16 protein-coding genes and 1 other RNA gene are annotated in these 17996 nt (G+C 64.8%); 6 read left to right on the forward strand and 11 right to left on the reverse strand.

From position 1 onward, the window contains the following. Positions 1–99: 99 nt before the first annotated feature. On the forward strand, positions 100–1323 hold the full coding sequence (locus IEV82_RS09995) for an aminopeptidase P family protein (protein WP_188481893.1): 1224 nt from the start codon (positions 100–102) through the stop codon (positions 1321–1323). Positions 1324–1346: 23 nt separating this feature from the next. Here the strand turns inward: IEV82_RS09995 and IEV82_RS10000 are convergent, their stop codons facing one another. From IEV82_RS10000 to IEV82_RS10020, 5 genes are all read right to left on the reverse strand, one after another. After that, the gene (locus IEV82_RS10000; RefSeq protein ID WP_188481894.1) at positions 1347–1592 is read right to left on the reverse strand and encodes a ribbon-helix-helix domain-containing protein; all 246 of its coding nucleotides are present in this window, start codon (positions 1590–1592) and stop codon (positions 1347–1349) included. Further along, complete coding sequence (locus IEV82_RS10005; RefSeq protein WP_188481895.1) at positions 1589–1762, reverse strand: DUF4169 family protein; 174 nt, start codon at positions 1760–1762, stop codon at positions 1589–1591. The genes IEV82_RS10000 and IEV82_RS10005 overlap by 4 nt, the downstream gene beginning before the upstream one ends. 139 nt (positions 1763–1901) lie before the next feature. Then, positions 1902–3296 carry a class II fumarate hydratase gene (gene fumC, locus IEV82_RS10010; RefSeq protein WP_188481896.1) on the reverse strand — a complete coding sequence of 465 codons (1395 nt, stop codon included), beginning with the start codon at positions 3294–3296 and terminating at the stop codon, positions 1902–1904. A 78-nt stretch (positions 3297–3374) separates the two neighbouring features. Further along, positions 3375–3869, reverse strand: coding sequence for an SspB family protein (locus IEV82_RS10015; protein ID WP_188481897.1), 495 nt, complete (start codon positions 3867–3869; stop codon positions 3375–3377). A gap of 94 nt (positions 3870–3963) precedes the next feature. After that, positions 3964–4605: a DUF1194 domain-containing protein gene (locus tag IEV82_RS10020; protein ID WP_188481898.1), complete on the reverse strand. Its 642-nt coding sequence runs from the start codon at positions 4603–4605 to the stop codon at positions 3964–3966. A gap of 140 nt (positions 4606–4745) precedes the next feature. On the opposite strand from IEV82_RS10020, the gene IEV82_RS10025 reads away from it, so the two are divergent. After that, positions 4746–5783 carry a zinc-binding dehydrogenase gene (locus IEV82_RS10025; RefSeq protein ID WP_188481899.1) on the forward strand — a complete coding sequence of 346 codons (1038 nt, stop codon included), beginning with the start codon at positions 4746–4748 and terminating at the stop codon, positions 5781–5783. A gap of 29 nt (positions 5784–5812) precedes the next feature. Here IEV82_RS10025 and ssrA read toward each other — a convergent pair. After that, positions 5813–6167: a transfer-messenger RNA gene (gene ssrA / locus IEV82_RS10030) on the reverse strand. Between the two features lie 146 nt (positions 6168–6313). Here ssrA and IEV82_RS10035 point away from each other — a divergent pair. Further along, on the forward strand, positions 6314–7114 hold the full coding sequence (locus IEV82_RS10035; protein ID WP_229747748.1) for a DUF1194 domain-containing protein: 801 nt from the start codon (positions 6314–6316) through the stop codon (positions 7112–7114). Between the two features lie 4 nt (positions 7115–7118). Here the strand turns inward: IEV82_RS10035 and IEV82_RS10040 are convergent, their stop codons facing one another. Next, positions 7119–7469, reverse strand: a complete 351-nt coding sequence (locus IEV82_RS10040) for a DUF4345 family protein (RefSeq protein WP_188481900.1) — start codon at positions 7467–7469, stop codon at positions 7119–7121. Positions 7470–7620: 151 nt separating this feature from the next. Between IEV82_RS10040 and IEV82_RS10045 the strand changes: the two genes are divergently transcribed. The 3 genes from IEV82_RS10045 to IEV82_RS10055 all read left to right on the forward strand — a co-directional run bounded on the left by IEV82_RS10045 (position 7621) and on the right by IEV82_RS10055 (position 11249). Next, positions 7621–8883, forward strand: coding sequence for a hypothetical protein (locus tag IEV82_RS10045; RefSeq protein WP_188481901.1), 1263 nt, complete (start codon positions 7621–7623; stop codon positions 8881–8883). After that, a complete protein-coding gene (locus IEV82_RS10050; protein WP_188481902.1) occupies positions 8880–10274 on the forward strand; it encodes a cytochrome P450 in 1395 nt (464 codons plus the stop codon). The genes IEV82_RS10045 and IEV82_RS10050 overlap by 4 nt, the downstream gene beginning before the upstream one ends. 87 nt (positions 10275–10361) lie before the next feature. After that, complete coding sequence (locus tag IEV82_RS10055; protein WP_188481903.1) at positions 10362–11249, forward strand: fructose bisphosphate aldolase; 888 nt, start codon at positions 10362–10364, stop codon at positions 11247–11249. Between the two features lie 36 nt (positions 11250–11285). On the opposite strand, the gene IEV82_RS10060 is transcribed toward IEV82_RS10055, so the two are convergent. The 4 genes from IEV82_RS10060 to IEV82_RS10075 form a co-directional block, all read right to left on the reverse strand. Then, the gene (locus tag IEV82_RS10060) at positions 11286–11864 is read right to left on the reverse strand and encodes a DUF924 family protein (RefSeq protein WP_188481904.1); all 579 of its coding nucleotides are present in this window, start codon (positions 11862–11864) and stop codon (positions 11286–11288) included. A gap of 127 nt (positions 11865–11991) precedes the next feature. Next, positions 11992–13296 carry an MFS transporter gene (locus IEV82_RS10065; protein WP_188481905.1) on the reverse strand — a complete coding sequence of 435 codons (1305 nt, stop codon included), beginning with the start codon at positions 13294–13296 and terminating at the stop codon, positions 11992–11994. Positions 13297–13414: 118 nt separating this feature from the next. After that, the gene (gene queA / locus IEV82_RS10070) at positions 13415–14461 is read right to left on the reverse strand and encodes a tRNA preQ1(34) S-adenosylmethionine ribosyltransferase-isomerase QueA (RefSeq protein ID WP_188481906.1); all 1047 of its coding nucleotides are present in this window, start codon (positions 14459–14461) and stop codon (positions 13415–13417) included. A gap of 201 nt (positions 14462–14662) precedes the next feature. Beyond that, on the reverse strand, positions 14663–17953 hold the full coding sequence (locus IEV82_RS10075; protein WP_188481907.1) for a YhdP family protein: 3291 nt from the start codon (positions 17951–17953) through the stop codon (positions 14663–14665). Positions 17954–17996 lie beyond the last annotated feature (43 nt).

Raw genomic sequence — 17996 nt, forward strand, 5'->3', positions numbered from 1 at the left:
AGACCCACATCAAGCTTTCCCACGAAAGCGTATCGTCCTGAACGCCCGGATGTGATGCCGGGCGTTTCCTGTTTGGTCCCCGGTTGATGACACGGAAACATGACCATGCAAGGCACGATCCAGCGCCCCCAGACCTTCACCTGCCACAATGGCGACAAGGCCCCCTTGCCCTTTGCCACCGCCGAATACGACCAGCGCATCGCCAGCCTGCGCGCCATCATGGCGGCGCATTCGCTTGACGCGGTGCTGCTGACCTCGATGCAGAACATCGCCTATTATTCGGGCTTTCTGTATTGCAGCTTTGGCCGCCCCTACGGCCTCGTCGTCACCCCGGACAGCTGCACCACCGTGACAGCCAATATCGACGGCGGCCAGCCGTGGCGCCGCGCCCATTGCGACAACGTCATCTACACCGACTGGTCGCGCAACAACTACTGGCGTGCAGTCGCGGCCCTTGTGGGAAAAGGCCGCCGCATCGGGATCGAGGGCGATCACCTGACCCTCGCTGCCCGCACCACGCTGGACGACTTCCTGAACACGCCGGACCTCGTCGACATCGCCCCGGCCACGATGCAGACCCGCATGGTCAAATCCCCCGCCGAAATCGCGCTCATCACCGAAGGCGCGCGCATTGCGGATGTGGGAGGCTACGCCATCCGCGACGCCATCTCGGTGGGTGCCCGCGAGATCGACATCGCCATGGCAGGCCGCGACGCGATGGAGCTTGAAATCGCCCGCAGCTTTCCCGACAGCGAGATGCGTGACACCTGGGTCTGGTTCCAGTCCGGTCTCAACACCGACGGCGCGCACAACCCGGTGACCATGCGCGCGTTGGAGCATGGCGATATCCTCAGCCTCAACACCTTCCCGATGATCTCGGCCTATTACACCGCGCTGGAACGCACGCTGTTCCTTGGCGATCCCGACGCCGACAGCCTCCGCATCTGGAACGCCAACGTCGCCGCACATGAACTGGGCCTGAGCCTGATCAAGCCCGGCATCTCCTGCGCGCAGATCTGCGACGAGATCAACCGCCTGTTTGCCGATGCGGGTCTTCTCCAATACCGCTCGTTCGGCTATGGCCATTCCTTCGGCATCCTGAGCCACTACTACGGACGCGAAGCCGGGCTGGAGTTGCGCGAAGACATCGACACGGTGCTGGAGCCGGGCATGGTCGTGTCCATCGAACCGATGCTGTGGATTCCCGAAGGCACAGCGGGCGCTGGCGGCTACCGCGAGCACGACATCCTTGTCGTGACCGAGGGCGGCGCGACCAACATCACCGGGTTTCCTTACGGACCCGAGCACAACGTGATCGGCTGAGGCCGCAGGATCAATGGCCCACCCTACACGTCTTCCGTAGGGTGGGCTTTCAACCCGTCACGATAATACGCCAGCACAAATACCCGGATGGCAGAGGCCAGCCCGACATCGATCTCGCGCGCCTCGTCGATCTCTGCGGCAAGCGCGTTGATCGGCATGTCCCGCGCGTCGGCAATATCGCGAAACGCCCGCCAGAACGCGTCCTCCAGCGACACGCTGGTGCGATGGCCCCGCAGCGTCAGCGAGCGCTTTACGGGCCGTCCGCTCATGTGGTTGATTTGCCGTCCAGATCGCGCCGGTCCTTCTCGGCCCGCGCTTTTTCAAGGTCTTTCTGCGCCTTGGTCCGCCCGAACTTCACCGCGTTCTCATCCGCCGAGGCGCGCTTGTCCTTGCGCGCCTTGGTCTTGCGAAACTGGTTGAGGTTGGTGACGGTTGTCATGCCCCAAGATTATCCCAAACGGGCCCAATTTCCAGCCGCGTGTGACGTCTGACGCAGAATTTGAGTATTTTTCACAAGAAGAAGACCAAATGCGCGCGCCTTGATCTTCTTCTTGTTCCAAATACTCGAAAAAGCGGTCTCAGCCCTTCGGACCGATCATGTCCTCGGGCCGCACGACACGGTCAAAGGTCTCGGCATCGACAAAGCCCAGCGCAATCGCCTCTTCCTTGAGCGTCGTGCCGTTCTTGTGCGCCGTCTTGGCCACTTTCGTCGCGTTGTCATAGCCGATGGTCGGCGCCAGCGCCGTCACCAGCATCAGCGATTCCTTCATCAGCTTGTCGATGCGCGGCTCATTGGCCTCGATGCCCAGCAGCATCCGCTCGGTAAAGCTGTCCGCCGCGTCGCCCAGCAATTGCATCGACTGCAACAGATTATAGGCCATCATCGGGTTGTAGACGTTCAACTCGAAATGCCCCTGCGAGCCCGCGAACTTGATTGCGGCATCGTTGCCCATGACGTGCGCTGCCACCTGCGTCAGTGCCTCGGCCTGCGTCGGGTTCACCTTACCCGGCATGATCGAACTGCCCGGCTCGTTTTCCGGCAGGATCAATTCCCCCAGACCGGACCGGGGCCCGGAGCCGAGAAAGCGGATGTCGTTGGCGATCTTGTAGCACGACCCCGCAACTGTGGCCAAGGCGCCCGACATGAAGACCATCGCGTCATGGGCTGCCAAGGCTTCGAACTTGTTGGGTGCGGTCACGAAGGGCAGCCCGGTGATCTCGGCCATGTTGGCCGCCACGGTCTCGCTCCAGCCCGCCTTGGTGTTCAACCCGGTGCCGACAGCCGTGCCGCCCTGGGCCAGTTCGTAAATCCCCGGCAGACAGGCGTTCACCCGCGAAATCCCCATGCGGACCTGATGCGCGTAGCCGGAAAACTCCTGCCCCAGCGTCAGCGGAGTCGCATCCTGCGTGTGGGTCCGGCCGATCTTGATGATGTCCTTGAACTCGTCCGCTTTCTGCTCGAGCCCCGCCGCGAGCTTGTCCAACCCCGGCAGCAGCACGTCGCGCACCATCATCGCGGCTGCAATGTGCATCGCGGTCGGGAAGGTGTCGTTCGACGACTGGCCCATGTTGCAATGGTCGTTCGGGTGCACAGGATCCTTCGATCCGATCACACCGCCCAGAATTTCGATCGCCCGGTTCGCGATGACCTCGTTGGCGTTCATGTTCGACTGGGTGCCCGACCCGGTCTGCCAGACCACCAGCGGGAAGTTGTCGTCGAACTTGCCCTCGATCACCTCGCCTGCAGCCTGAATGACCGCATCCGCCAGACGCGCGTCCAGATCGCCCGAGGCCTTGTTTGCCTGCGCGCAGGCCTGCTTGATCACGCCCAGCGCGCGCACGATGGCGATGGGCTGCTTTTCCCAGCCGATCGGGAAGTTCATGATCGACCGCTGCGTCTGGGCCCCCCAATACTTGTCTGTGGGGACCTCGAGCGGGCCAAAACTGTCGGATTCGGTGCGGGTCTGAGCCATCTGGGCCTCCTCGGTATGCAGTTGCATGCCGTTTAGCCGCAACCGCCGCTTTGGGCAATTGTCAAACTGGCGCAGGCGCTATTTCCGGAACGTATCGAGGCTGACGACCTCGGCATCCTTGCGCCCGGTCTTGCCTTTGTCCTTGGCCTTCGACCCATCCTTTGGCTCTTTCGCCGTGCGCGGCGCACGCACCAGTGCCGAGTCGTCGCTGGCCTCGCCCTCGGTGCTCTCGAACCGCAGACCAAATTCCACCGACGGATCGACAAAGGTCAGCAGCGCGTCGAACGGGATATACAGCCGCTCGGGCGCATCGCCGAAATTCAGCGTCACGGCGAACCCGTCTTCCGCCACTTCGAGATTGTCGAACCAGTGCTGCATCACCACCGTCATTTCGCCCGGATAGCGGTCCGACAGCCAGTCTGCGATTTCCACATCCGGGTGACCGGTGTCGAAGGTGATGAAGAAATGATGCTCCCCCGGCAGGCCGTCCCTCTGGACGTCCTGAAGAACGGTGCGAATCAATCCGCGCATTGCCTGGTGCATCAGGCTTCCATAATTGATGCCAGTCGTCATCGCCGTCATCTCCCGAGTCACCTCCAGCATATTGCATTAAATCCAAAACAAAAGGCTTCGCATGCTTCAATGTGAAGACGCGGGCGGAAAACCCTCAGCCGAAGACCGCGCTGATTTCACGCAGGATTTTCCGCCGGATCGCGCGGGCATAGTCGCGGTGGCCACGGGCGGTTTCCACGAACCCGTCGCGCGTGATCACGTTGCGCTGGTAGAAGTTGGTAATCGCACGGCCCAGCCCTTCGATCGCCAGCCCGTTGACCGTCACCCCGGCGCGTTCCGCCGCGCGCCGCATCTGCCCGATCTCTCCGCCTGCGTTGGGCGTGCCGTCGCCGGACATGTCGATCACCCGCCGCGTGCACTCCGGCCCCCTGCCAAAATGATCGAGCGCGTGGCGCATCGCCTCGGCCGGCGCGGTGTTCGACATGACGAACGCGCGCGGCAATTGCGCCACCGCCGCCGCGAACAGCTCCACATGGCTGGGGCTGCGCATCTGCGTCCAGTCAAGACTGACCTCCTGCGCATCCACCCCCGACCATTGCACCACGCTGAGCGCGACCTCGTCCCGCACGAGGATCTCGGCGATCTCGGGATCGCGCAGCGCCGCGGCAAGCCCGTCGATCTGCAACCGGTATTCGCCCGGATCGACCGATTGCGACACGTCCATCGACAGGATCAAAGCCGTCCGGCAGGCCGCTGCGGGCTGCGCGAGACACAGGGTTATGAAAAGGGCGCGCATGAACATTGTCGCCAGTGATGCCGCGCCACGACCGGAGGTCAAGAAAAACACGCGTGACCGGATCGGGCCGCAGCGTGATTTTCCCTTTGCTCTTGGGACCGCGCCGGATTCATATGCACCCAACCAAAAGGGAGACCACCATGCGCGCAGCCGTGATCCGGGCGTTCAACGAAGACCTGTCCATCGAAACCGTAAGTGACCCGACCTGCCCCGACAACGGCGTGGTGCTTCAGGTCGAAGCCTGCGGCGTCTGCCGGTCCGATTTCCACGGCTGGACCGGCGAACACCCCAAGGTGAAACCGGGCGACATCCTGGGCCATGAATATTGCGGCACGGTTGTCGCCGCTGGGCGCGATGCCAGGCACAAACCGGGCGACCGGCTGATCGCGCCCTTCATCCTGTCCTGCGGCACTTGCCCCGCCTGCCACACCGGCGTGTCCAACACCTGCGCGCAACAAATCGTGCCCGGCTTCGGCACGCAGGGCGCCTATGCCGAACTGGTGGCGGTGCCCTTTGACCACAACCTCGTTCCCCTGCCCGCCAGCATGACCCCCGCGCTTGCCGCCGGTCTTGGCTGCCGGGTGACCACCGCATGGCACGCGCTGACCGACCGCGCCAATGTCCGGGCGGGCGAATGGGTCGCGGTGCATGGCACTGGCGGGATCGGTCTTGCCACGCTGCTGCTGGCCAAGATGCTGGGCGCGCAAGTCGTTGTGGTCGATGTGGTCGAGGACAAGCTGACCCACGCCAGGAGCCTTGGCGCCGATGCGGCCGTCAACGCGCTGACCGACAACGTGGCCCAAGCGATCCACGACATCACTGGCGGCGGGGCACATGTCTCGGTCGAGGCGCTGGGAATCGCGGCGACCACCAATGCCTCCATCGATTGTCTGCGGGTGCTGGGTCGTCATGTGCAGGTCGGCATGCCTGCGGGCGAAACCGGCATGATGCAGGTCAACATGCGCGGCATCTACAGCAAGCAATTGTCGTTCTTCGGCACACGCGGCATGCCCGCCTGGAAATACCCGACCCTGCTCGACATGATCGAACGCGGTCAGGTGGACATCCGCCCGATGGTGGCGCGCGAGGTGTCGCTCTCTGGGGCCAGCGCCGAACTGGCGGCCATGCACGGACCCACCGCGCCGGGCACGGCGGTGATCACGGATTTCACCCGCTGAGCGGTTCTGAAAGCTGACAATGTCATGAAAATGCAGGCTTCTGTTGCCAGGTGCCTGCGAACCCCGCCTTACGCTGCTAGGCGCAAGGGCTTAAAGTTCGGTATTGCGAACAGCTTACGCTGCGAGCGCTACCGGAGCATGGTTGTCATTTGCAACTATACTTTGTGAACCGATAACGGTGGTATCCAACCGAGACAAAGCTAACGTGTTTGGACGTTCGTCGATCCTGTTTCGGCCCCATGGTCCTGCAAATGACAGGGTGTTTGGTGGAGCCGCCGGGTACCGCCCCCGGGTCCGAGCCGTTTATTGAACGCGCGTTTATGTCCATAGGTCCCTTGCGGGAACACATCCAATATCGGGCTTCCTGGTCCGGATTTCAAGCACCAACTTGCCAAAGATGTGCCACGGTGCCCGCGCGCAAGTGTCTGCCCTGTGGGCAAGGTTCCGGGTGCCGACCGTGACCGTCCTTTTTCGCCCGCTCGCACAAGTTGTGATTGGACCGGCGGCCCGCCTTTGGGCATCCTCATCGCATGAAACACATGTTTGCCCTGCTGATCGTGCTCAGCATGTTTGTGCCCCGACCCGCCACCGCGCAAGAGATCGAGGTCGATCTCGAACTGGTCCTGCTGGTGGACGTGTCCCGCTCCATGACGCCGCGCGAGCTCGAGATCCAGCGGCGCGGCTATGCGGAAGCCTTGCGGTCAGACGCGGTGTTCGCGGCGCTGCAATCGGGGCTGCTGCAGACCGTGGCCGTGACCTATATCGAATGGGCCGGCGCGCAGGAGGTTGTGGTCGACTGGCGCGTGCTGCAGACCCGTGCCGATCTCGATGCCTTTGCCAACATCCTTACATCGCGCTTTGAACCCTCGCTGCGGCGCACCTCGATTTCCGAGGCGCTGATCTATGGCGCAGAGCGCATGGACGCCAACATCTACAGCGGTCTGCGCCGTGTCATCGACATTTCCGGCGATGGCCCCAACAACCAGGGGCGCAACGTCGCCCTTGCACGCGACGCGGTGCTGGCCCGTGGCATCACGATCAACGGTCTGCCGCTTTTGACCGAGGAAGGCATCGACACCACCTGGCATCTCGACAATCTCGACATCTATTACCAGAACTGCGTGATCGGCGGGCCGGGGTCCTTTGTCATCCCGGTCTATGACTGGGACGATTTCGCCGAAGCCGTGCAGCGCAAGCTGGTGCTGGAGATGGTCGCCAACCCTGACCCCGCGCAGGTGATCCCGGTGCAGGGCAGCCGGTTCGATCCCACCGATTGCCTGATCGGCGAAAAGATCTGGCAGGACCGCCGCCGCTACTGGGACAGCCCCTGACCCCTTACAGGTTGGCCCAGAGCAGCCACGCGGCGAACACCGCTTCGAACAGGAAGTACAAATGCGCCTTGGGAAAGGGCGGCTTGTCGAGGATCAGCGACAGCGCCCGCCCGGTCCCCGCGCCCAGATAGACGAAGCCCAGCATCGCATAGGCCCAGGGCTCTGCGATCCAAAGGCAGGCGGCACCCACCACGACGAACATGCCCCCCGCCGAGGCTCGCAGCTCCGACAGCCCCATCGTGGTGTCCCCGGTGCGCAGGTCCAGCACCCCGGCGGTATAGCGCGGCGCAAGAAAGCCGAACGCGCCCAGCGCGATGGTCAGAAGGGCAGCGGTGATATTGAGAATGTCGATCATGGGGTCTCCGGTCTTGGTCGAGGGTCAGGGCCTGTGTTCGGTCCTGTGTCCTGCATGCCTCCAGATAGCCCGTGCGGCAGGATTGCCACCAAACAATTGGCGCATTTCTATGTCACTGCTACACTCGCCCCAAAACCAAGAGCAGCCGCCCATGTCCGCCCCGCAGCCCAAGGTGCACCGCCGCAAGGTGTTCTACATCCCCGGCTACGACCCGTTCCCGGCCCGCCGGTACCGCGAGCTGTACCGCAGCGAAGGCGCGAAACAGGCCGAGATCTCGGGCTACGGCCTGCAGGTCGAGGCATCCCGGCAGGATGGCACCTATGGCTGGCACGCCTCTGGCCTGATCGACGACAGCCGCGTGACCGCGGATTTCGAAGTGCTGCTCTGGTCCGACATCGTGCGCGACAGCATGTCGAGCAGCATCCCCGCGACCTATTGGCACCTGCTCCGCACCAGCTGGATCTACATCGCAAGCGGCACGCTGCGCCGTCTGGCGGTGTTGCCCAAAGGCCCGCTTGCCGCAGCGCTCTACCCGATCGGTGTGCTGATCCTGCAACTGCTGGCGGCGCTGCTGGCGGCACATCTGACGGGCTGGGCTTTGTCCACACTCTTCGGTGCTGCGACCCTCTGGGCCATCGGCCCCGGTGTCCTTCTCGACTGGGGCACATCGCTGCTCTACTGGACGCCGTTCTTTGCGATCGTTGTGCTGGTTCTGCGCTGGTTCAAATCGCAGGACCGGCGCATCTACGCCTATTACCTGATGCACGATTACGCCTTTTCGGCCAGTGCCAAAGGGGCAACACCTCCCGCCCTGCAAACCCGCATGGACGACTTTCGCGGCACCATCGCCACAGCCCTGTTGCAGGATTACGACGAGGTGCTGGTGGTCGGTCATTCCTCGGGCGCGCATCTCGCGGTGTCGATCCTTGCCGACATCCTGCGCGACACTCCCGACCGCCCCGCACGACCTGCCCTGTCCTTCCTCAGCATCGGCCACGTGATCCCGATGGTGTCCTTCCTGCCCGATGCATGGGCATTGCGCGCCGACCTCCAGTTCCTGTCCGAACGCGACGAGATCGTCTGGGTCGATGTCACCGCGCAGGGTGACGGCTGCTGCTTTGCGCTCTGCGATCCGGTAGGCGTGTCGGGTGTGGCCACCCGCGACAAGCAATGGCCGCTGGTCTTCTCGGCGCAGTTCTCGCGCACGATGGCCCCCGAACGGTGGACGGCCCAGCGGCGGCAGTATTTCAAGCTGCATTTCCAGTATCTCTGCGCGTTCGAGCACCCGCTGGACTATGATTATTTCCAGATCACCGCAGGCCCGCTGACCCTTGGCCAGCGCTATGCCACCCGCGCGCCCTCGCCCAGCCGCATCGACGTCCCGGTGTCGAAATATACGAACACCGCGCCGTGATTCCCCCGAAACCCAAATCGCGCCCGGACCGCGTGTCGCTCTGGCGCTACCTGCGGCTGTTCCGGCGCGATATCCTGTCGGCCCAACCCGAACGGCTCTATTCCGCGTGGATGGCCGAATTCCGCACACCGTTCTTTCGGTCCTATCTTGCCAATGATCCGGCATTAATCCGGACCATCCTGAACGACCGGCCGCGCGATTTTCCCAAGTCCGACCGCATCGGCGAAGGGTTGCGCCCCCTGCTGGGGCAATCGGTGTTCCTGACAAACGGGCCGGTTTGGGACCGCCAGCGCCGCATCATCGACCCCGCCTTCGAGCGCGGCCGACTGACGCAATCCCTGCCCGCCATGTGGGAGGCCGGTGAGGCGATGGTGACCCGCGTGCTGGCGCAGATCGGCGACGGCACAGAGGTCGAGATCGAGATCGAGGAAATCGCCAGCCACGCCGCCGCCGACGTGATCTTCCGCACGCTGTTCTCCATCCCCATCGAGGACGCCACCGCAAGCGAGGTGTTCCACGAATTCCGCGCCTACCAGCGCAGCCAGCCGATCCTGAACCTAGCCGCCTTCGTGCCCCTGCCCGGCTGGTTTCCGCGCTTTCACCGACCCGCGACCAAACAAGCTGCCAAACGCATCCGCGCCCTGATCACCCAACTCGTAGATCAGCGCCGGGACGCCATCGAACAGGGCACCGCGCCCGACGATCTGGCCACCCGGATCATGACCACCCCGGACCCTGAAACCGGCACCTGTTTCAGCGCCAACGAGATGGTCGATCAGGTCGCGATCTTCTTCCTCGCCGGGCACGAGACCAGCGCCAGCGCGCTGGCATGGTCGCTTTATTGCTGCGCCGCGTCCCCCGACTGGCAGACCCGCATCGCGCAAGAGGCGGAGGTGCTCACCGACCCCAGAGAGGTCAAACGCCTGACCACCAGCCGCGACGTGTTCCGCGAGACGCTGCGGCTCTATCCGCCCGTCCCGATGATGGTGCGCGAAACCACCAAGGCCGAGACGTTCCGCAAACGCGCCATCCCCAAGGCGGCGCAGCTTGTGCTCAGCCCGTGGCACCTGCACCGGCATACGCGGCTCTGGCACGATCCCGATGCATTCGACCCTGCACGCTGGCAGACCGACGCGGCCCGCCAATCGGCGCGCGATGCCTATATGCCGTTCAGCGCCGGCCCCCGCGTCTGCCCCGGCGCGGGCTTTGCCATGGCAGAGGGACCGCTGCTGCTCTCGCTGCTCCTGCGCGCGGTCACCGCGACACCCGTGCACGGCAAGACACCCGAACCCGTCGCCCATCTGACGGTGCGCGCACGCGACGGGATATGGCTGCACGCACGCCCCCGACGCAGATCGGGCACAGATGCGCTGCCATCGAACGGGGGTTAGCGCTAACCGTTTGGCATGGCTCTATCTTTTCGACAAAGGCTGATCTAGGACACGTACAAGCACACCATTCAACCTTGGGGACACCGCATGACCGACACCGCAATGGCAGACCGCATCGAAACCGGCGCAGGCTTCATCGCCGCGCTTGACCAGAGCGGCGGGTCCACTCCCAAGGCGCTGCGCCAATACGGCATCGAGGAAGACGCCTATGACGGCGATGCTGAGATGTTCGCCCTGATCCATGACATGCGCTGCCGGATCATGACCGCGCCGGATTTCACCTCGGACAAGGTGCTGGGCGCGATCCTGTTCGAACGCACCATGCGCGACAGCGTGGATGGCGTGCCGGTTCCCACCTATCTCTGGCAGGAGCGCGGCGTGGTGCCATTCCTCAAGATCGACAAGGGTCTGGAAGAGATCGACAACGGCGCACAGCTCATGAAGCCGATGCCGGGGCTCGAGGCGCTGCTGGCCGATGCCAAGGCGTTGGGCGTCTTCGGCACCAAGGAACGGTCCGTCATCCACGAGGCCAACGAGACCGGCATCAAGGCCGTGGTCGCCCAGCAGTTCGAGGTGGCCTTGACCGTCTGCAAGGCGGGCCTTGTGCCGATCATCGAACCCGAGGTGGACATCAACAGCCCCTCCAAACCCGAGGCCGAGGCGATCCTGAAACAGGCCATCCTGACCCATCTCGACGCGCTGGACGCCCACACAAAGGTCATGCTCAAGCTGACGATTCCCACCGAAGACGGGCTTTATGCGACACTGGCGGATCATCCGTCCGTGCTGCGCGTCGTGGCATTGTCGGGCGGCTACAGCACCGATGACGCCTGCGAACGCCTGTCCCGCAATCCCAACATGATCGCAAGCTTCTCGCGCGCCTTGGCCGAAGGTCTGACACATCAGATGTCGGAGGCCGATTTCAACGCGGCCCTTGGCAGCAACATCGACAAGATCTTCGCGGCGTCGAAGTAACCTTCGCGGCAAACCGGATGATGCAAAAGGCGGGGATTACCCCGCCTTTTGAAGCGCCTTGACCGTGGACCCGTAGCCACCATGATCGACATAGCTGCGCTCGGTCTCGCTGGAGCGGCGACCCAGTGCGGCATTGCGATAGGGAAAGCGGCCGAACTTGCGGATCACTTCGCGATGCGCGCGGGCGTGCAGCAGGTTGCTGGCACCGTGTTCGGGCATCCGGTCCAGCATGAGGCGCACGCAGCGGTCCTGATCGGCAAGGTTTTCCGAATGCATCAGCGGCAGGTAGAAGAACTGCCGCGCCGGTTCGTCGATCTTGAGATCCCAGTTCTTGCCGATCGCCTGCTTGGCGGCGGCAAGCGCAAAACGGTCCGACGCAAAGGCCTTGCCGGTGTCGCGGAACATGTTGCGCGGGAACTGGTCCAGCAGGATGATATAGGCCAGCACACCGCTGGGATAGGTCAGCCACAGGGCATGACGCCCCTGCATCGCCCCGGTCCATGCGTCTTCGAACCGGTCCCGGACCTCCTGGTCCAACGCGTCTTCAGCCTTGTACCATCCACTCGGGCCGACCTCGTCAAGCCAGAAACTCAACACTTCCTCAGGCGTGACCATGACTCTCTCCCCGACTGTCGCGCAAACCCCCCGTGCGCTAGCAAGATCTAGCCAGAAAAACAGTCATGAAACAGTCACATTTGGTGTCATTGACGACATATTCCGCAGGCAGCGCTAAACTGCCTCATTAAATGGCCGTTTTGTCGGGAGGCGTCGCATCAGACTCAGCCTGCGCTTCGGTTTGCGCCTCATGTGCCTCGGCGGTCTCGGCTGCCAATCCCGACGCGATCTCGACAGAGACCGGCGACCCGGTCGGCATCAGGCGCTGATAGGCAATGGTGTCCCCGGACGAGGGTGCCGGGCGCTGCGTCATCCGGTAGACCGCGTACCCCGTCAGCGTCAGCAGCACGATCGCCAGCAGGACGAAATATCCCGGCGGACCCATCACCCCCATCGCGTAGCCGGTGATCACAGGGCCCGCGATCGCGCCCACTCCGTTCACGAACAACAGACCAGCAGATGCCGCCGCCATGTCCTCGTGCTGGAGAAAGTCGTTGGTATAGGCGGTGAGCAGCGAATAGAGCGGGTTGGACAGGCCGCCGATCAGAAAGGCCGACGCCAGCAGCACGTAGAAATTGCTGCCCAGAAGCATCCCCATCAACGACGCAAGCCCCGCAATGAGCGCCGAGAGCGCGATCAGCACCCGCCGGTCGAACCGGTCCGACAGCCAGCCCACGGGGTACTGAAAGATCAACGCCCCGACATAGAACGCTGCCGTGAACATCGGGATCTGTGAAATGCTCAGCCCCGCCTCGGTCGCATAGACCGCCGCCATGCCGAACTGCGCCGCAAAGACGCTGCCCATCAGGAACATGCCGACACAGCCGAGCGGCGACACGTGGTACAATTCGACCAGCGTCATCCGCTTGGTGCTCTCAAAAGCGGGCGTGGGCGAGATCGACAGCAGGATCGGCGCAAAGGCGATGGAGACCAGCACCGACGGGATCACGAAAAGCAGGTATCCCGACGGGTCCGGCACCACCAGCAGGCCCTGCGCGATGATGATGCCCAGCATCTGCACGATCATGTAGGCCGACAGCGCCTGTCCGCGTGTCTCGTTGGTGGCCGCATTATTGAGCCAGCTTTCCGCCGTCACATAGACCCCGCAGAAACAGAACCCGATCACCACGCGGCCAAAGATCCACGCAATCGGATCCTGAAAGGTCGGAAACAACAGCAGCGCCGCCGACACGAAAGACCCCAGTGCCGCGAACACCCGCACATGCCCGACCCGGCGGATCATGTTGGGTGTCACCCGCGACGCCAACAGGAAGCCCGCGAAATAGGCCGACATGACCAGCGACAGCTCTATCGACGAAAACCCGAGCGTCGAGCCGCGCACCCCGAGCAGCGAGCCCTGCAACCCGTTGCCGAGCATCAACAGCAGCATGCCCAGAAGCAATGGCCACGAGGTTCGGATCACGGTCAGCATGTGTTTTCCTTTTGCGGGTCGAAGCTCGTCTCTCATGTGGGGCTAGAGCAGCCCGACCACAACCGCAAGGACAGCAGCGACAGTTTTCCGACACGTCACGCCGCAGACGGGACATGGATCAGGGGATCAGCAGGGAACTGTCGCCATAGGAGAAGAACCGGTAGCGCCTCTCGATAGCGTGGGCGTAGATCAGCCGCACCCGATCCTGCCCCATCAACGCCGAGACCAGCATCATCAGCGTGGACTTGGGCAGGTGGAAATTGGTCATCAAGCCGTCCGTGACCTGAAACTCGAATCCCGGATAGATGAAGATGTCCGTATCGCCCTCCCACGCCCGGATCTGACCGCCGCGCGCCGCACTCTCGATCAGCCGCAGCGCCGTGGTGCCCACCGGGATCACGCGCCCGCCCGCAGCCTTGGTCGCGGCGATCTCGGCGGCGGCGGTCTCGGACACGCGGCCCCATTCGGCATGCATCTTGTGGGTGGTCACATCCTCGACCTTGACCGGCAGGAAGGTGCCCGCGCCCACATGCAGGGTGACGAAACTCATACCGACCCCCTTTGCCGTCAAAGCCGCCACCAGCGCCTCGTCGAAATGCAGGGACGCCGTGGGGGCTGCGACCGCGCCTGCATTGCGGGCCCAGATCGTCTGGTAATCTTCCTTGTCCTGCGCGTCCGCCGGACGCTTGGCCGCGATATAGGGCGGCAAGGGCATCGCCCCCGCCTTGGCCAGCGCCGCGTCGAAATCATCACCCGTCAGGTTGAATCGCAGCCGTCCCTGCCCGTCGGCGCGCCCCTCGAGGATGGCCGTCAAGTCAGACGAGAATTCCACCACCTCGCCCTCGCGCAGTTTCTTGAGCGGCTTGACCAGCGCCGACCATGTCCCGTCCGCCTGCGGCTCCAGCAGCGTGACCTCGATCTTGGCCTCCGTCGGCCCGGTGTCACCAACACGCCGCCGCACCCCGAACAGCCGCGCCGGGATCACCTTGGTGTCATTCAGCACCAGCCGGTCCGTGGGGCGCAGGATGTCGGGCAACTGGTTCACAATGCGATCCGCAATCCCCCCCGCTTCGGCATGCAACAGCCGCGCCGAGGACCGAGGTTGCGCCGGGCGCGTGGCGATCAGGTCTTCGGGCAGGTCAAAATCGAAATCGCTGAGTTTCATGGGTCGGGTCCGCTGGTGTGTCTGTAGCCGCAGCCTCTAGCGGAGACTGCTGCGCAACGAAAGCGGGGAGCAAACCCTTTGCCCCAACAGAGGGCATGCGCCCGACGGGGTGGGCGCGAATGCGCCCGCCGTGGGGCGGGCGGGCGCATGCCCGGGACGCAAGCGCCCCGGGCAAACCCGAGCCGCAACCGGACACCCCGACTACTCCCCCGGCACCGGTGCCGGTCTGCGGAATATCTCGCGGAACAGCCCCGGTGTGAGCGCCGAGAGCGGGTTGACGCTGACACTGGGCTGGCTTGCCGGTCCGGTCAGGTTGAAGTTGAACCCGATCAGCCCCTCGCCCTTCCGGGTGAAGATGCTGCCGATGCCGTTGAGGAAAAAGATCGGCGACAGCACCCCCTGCAAATCCAGACTGCTGGTGCCAAGGTTGTAGGTCCCGTCCAAAGAGATGCCCATCGACGGGCCGGTGGCGCTGGACCGGGTGAGGTAGAGCAGGTCCGGCGTCAGACGGAACCGCGCCTCAACCTCGGTGAACAGGATGCCCGGCCCTTCAAGCTGGTCCAGCAACCCGACGATGCTGATGGCATCCAAAAGCGACGCGATCCCCGGTGCATCGCGCAGCCGCGCATTCGCCACGTCAAGCGATCCGTCATAGCTGCCCGGCTGGCCCGGCACCGGCACCAGCGCCAGCGTCATGTCGCCCCCTGCCACCGTTTGCAGGATGCCGGCCTCGCGGACCACCCGTCCCGCATCGTTTGACCGGATGCGGAAGGCGGTCGATCCGGCCTGCGCCAGCGCCTCTCCGGTGATCGGGGCAGCACCGTTCACGCTTGCGGTGAAACTGCCGGTCAGCCCGGCTCCCGATTGCAGGTCGGCGCGGAAATCGGTCAGGCGGATTTTGTCGGAGATCTGCAACTGGTCCAGCGCCAGTGTCAGCGGCACGCGCCCGGCCCCCGCGCCACCACGACCGCCCCCGAAGGGCGCGTTGCGCAGATCGACCGTCCCGCCAGTGATCCGCACGCCGGGCGGCACCCCGGCACCGCGCCCGGTCAGCGTCACCGGCGCATCGAGCCATCCCCCCGCGCGCACGCGGTCCAGATCAATCGTTCCCAGCGAGCCATCCCCGTTCAGCGTGACCGATCCGCGCGCCTCGAGCCCCGGCGCGTCCAGCACCAGCCGGTCGATCCGCGCGGGCTGTGCCAGCACTCCGGCCACCTCGAACGTGCCCGCACTGCCTTGCGAAAGGCTCCAGCCCAAGGGCGGCAGCGACAGCCCGATCCCGGTCAGCCGCGAGGACAGGGCGAATTCCGGCGCGCGCCCCGGACGCAGATCGACCCGCAGGGCGGCAGGACCGGACCCGCTGATCGTCCCATCGGGCAGCGCCACGCCAAAGCTTTGCGCCGCCGCTTCGGACAGGGTGATCGTGCCCTCGACCGTGCTGCCGGTCTGCGGCTGGCCCGGTTGCGGGATGGGCAGTGTCCAGGACCCGTCAAACGGCACCCCCGACAGCGCCGCCTGACCGGCGACACGCAGGCGGTCATTGGTCACCGTCACGTCCAGCGCCCGCGCCGTCAGCGCGCGTCCGGGGATGATGCGGTCGCTGGCCACCTGCGTCGCCTGCCCGCGCACATCCAGCGCCATGTCCGCCAGCCGCACCCCAGGCCGCAGCGGCAGGTCCAGCGTGCCGTCGAATCGCACCCGTCCCTCCAGCAGATCCACCGCGCGCCCCGCCCTTCGCATGATCCCGAGCGGTTCGGTATCGAGATAGGACAGCAGCGCCTCGATCTCGCCCTCACCGGCCAGAACGACCTGCCCGTCCGACGGGCGTTGCCTTGTGTCGGGAATGACGAAACTGCTGCCGTCGATCACGATTGCCCCACCCTGCGGCGGCGTGATCCGTCCCCGCGTCAGCCGCACCGCGAGACGATCATCGTCGAGCGTGAGCGTCCCCGCCCCCTGCGTGACCACCGGCAAGGACGGCACATAGCGGACCTGCGCCTGCTCGAAGGCGGCGTTGAGATAAACCGCCGGGCGCGGGCCCTCCTGCGCGCGCAGCGCGAACTGCCCCCGCTTGATCAGCCCGCCCTGAATGTTGGTCACCACCCAGTTGCGGGTGCGCGGTGCTAGCGACAGCGGCCAGACATGCATCAGCGCCTCGGGCGTCAATGTGCCGAAACTGCCATCCAGCGCATAATCCCACGCATCCGCAGAGGCGCGCAGCTTGCCGTTCATGCGCAGCGGCACCTGTGGGTCGTCGATCCACACCCGCCCGAGATCCAGCTCGAACGGATCGAGCCGCAGCCGGAAATCCAGCTCGGCGCGGTCCAACGACAGCGGTTCCTCGAACAGCGCATCTGGTGCCGCCTCGAGCCGGGTGAACCGCACCTGTCCGAGCATCTGCGACGGGATCCCGTCGCGCAGTCCGGTCAGTGTGGCACGGCCCTCGGCCACCGCGCGCACAAGGTCGCTGTCCACTGAAAGTTCGGAAAAGCTGATCTCGAAGCGGTCGGGATCGAAGGTGAAATAGCTGCGCGCCGAATTGAACGGCACCGGTGGCGTGTCGGGGGTGGGTTGCACCACGCCCTCCCCGATCTGCAGCGTCGCGTTCAACAGGCCCAGCGATCCGTCCGCCCGCATCGAGGACCGCAGCGCACCCGAGATCGGCGCGCGCAACGCCCCCAGCCAGGCCAGCGCAGGCCCCTGCGTGGCGATGTCCTGCGAAGGCATGTCGTCCAGCGACAGACCGAACGCGACCTCTTGCTGACCAATGGTCGAGGACGCATCGAGCTGCAACCGCGTCGCCGTCGATCCACCCCCCAGCAGCGCGAAGTCACCCGACAGGCGCAGTACATCGCCCTGCCGGTCCAGCCGCAACCGTCCGCCATCCACCGTCCAGCCACGCCGCACGCGGGCATCCTCGAACCGCAGGGTCAGGGCGTTGGCCTCGACGGTGCGCAGTTGCGACAGCCGGTCGTTCATCAGCAGCCGGTCGATCTGCGCGACAAGCGTGGGGATATCCGGCGCAACACCGTCCAGCGCGAAGACGTCTCCCAGCGCCAGCCCCAACTGCCCGGCGCGGTTGCGGGTCAGCGTGACAAAGGCCCCAGAGACGCTGAGTTCGCGCAGCACCACCTTGCGGCGGACCAGGTCCCGCAGCGCCAAGCCGATTTCGATGTCCGACAGGACGGCAACCGGCGACCCGGCGGCGGTCTGCACATCCACATCGAGCAGGATCACGCGGGTCCGACCGTCCGGCTCGAACCTGACCTGTACGTCGCCGAACAGAACCTCGAACCCCGGCAAGGCGGTTGCCAGCCGCGCCTCGACCGTGTCGCGCACCCAGTCCGGGGCCGACAGGCTGCGCCCGACCAGCGCCCAGCCGCTGCCCAGCACCACCAGCAGGACAGCCAGCAGCACCGCAACACCCCACCGCGCCCGCGACCTGCGCGCGGGGGATGCAGGAGTTTCGGAGGGCTGGTCCTCTTCGGTCACTGGAAGCGGCGTCCTTTTGCGTTACACTGTTGACTGCCGGGGG

This window comes from Marivita lacus, assembly GCF_014637725.1.
In the GTDB taxonomy this organism is placed as follows: Bacteria; Pseudomonadota; Alphaproteobacteria; order Rhodobacterales; family Rhodobacteraceae; genus Marivita; species Marivita lacus.

What these genes read in the sequence shown, in the direction of transcription:
- queA (WP_188481906.1), bottom strand. Translation starts at nt 14,461, where the DNA reads ATGAAACTCAGCGATTTCGATTTTGACCTGCCCGAAGACCTGATCGCC.
- IEV82_RS09995 (WP_188481893.1), top strand. Translation starts at nt 100, where the DNA reads ATGACCATGCAAGGCACGATCCAGCGCCCCCAGACCTTCACCTGCCAC.
- IEV82_RS10060 (WP_188481904.1), bottom strand. Translation starts at nt 11,864, where the DNA reads ATGGTCACGCCTGAGGAAGTGTTGAGTTTCTGGCTTGACGAGGTCGGC.
- IEV82_RS10035 (WP_229747748.1), top strand. Translation starts at nt 6,314, where the DNA reads ATGAAACACATGTTTGCCCTGCTGATCGTGCTCAGCATGTTTGTGCCC.
- IEV82_RS10020 (WP_188481898.1), bottom strand. Translation starts at nt 4,605, where the DNA reads ATGCGCGCCCTTTTCATAACCCTGTGTCTCGCGCAGCCCGCAGCGGCC.
- IEV82_RS10005 (WP_188481895.1), bottom strand. Translation starts at nt 1,762, where the DNA reads ATGACAACCGTCACCAACCTCAACCAGTTTCGCAAGACCAAGGCGCGC.
- fumC (WP_188481896.1), bottom strand. Translation starts at nt 3,296, where the DNA reads ATGGCTCAGACCCGCACCGAATCCGACAGTTTTGGCCCGCTCGAGGTC.
- IEV82_RS10065 (WP_188481905.1), bottom strand. Translation starts at nt 13,296, where the DNA reads ATGCTGACCGTGATCCGAACCTCGTGGCCATTGCTTCTGGGCATGCTG.
- IEV82_RS10015 (WP_188481897.1), bottom strand. Translation starts at nt 3,869, where the DNA reads ATGACGACTGGCATCAATTATGGAAGCCTGATGCACCAGGCAATGCGC.
- IEV82_RS10045 (WP_188481901.1), top strand. Translation starts at nt 7,621, where the DNA reads ATGTCCGCCCCGCAGCCCAAGGTGCACCGCCGCAAGGTGTTCTACATC.
- IEV82_RS10055 (WP_188481903.1), top strand. Translation starts at nt 10,362, where the DNA reads ATGACCGACACCGCAATGGCAGACCGCATCGAAACCGGCGCAGGCTTC.
- IEV82_RS10025 (WP_188481899.1), top strand. Translation starts at nt 4,746, where the DNA reads ATGCGCGCAGCCGTGATCCGGGCGTTCAACGAAGACCTGTCCATCGAA.
- IEV82_RS10040 (WP_188481900.1), bottom strand. Translation starts at nt 7,469, where the DNA reads ATGATCGACATTCTCAATATCACCGCTGCCCTTCTGACCATCGCGCTG.
- IEV82_RS10000 (WP_188481894.1), bottom strand. Translation starts at nt 1,592, where the DNA reads ATGAGCGGACGGCCCGTAAAGCGCTCGCTGACGCTGCGGGGCCATCGC.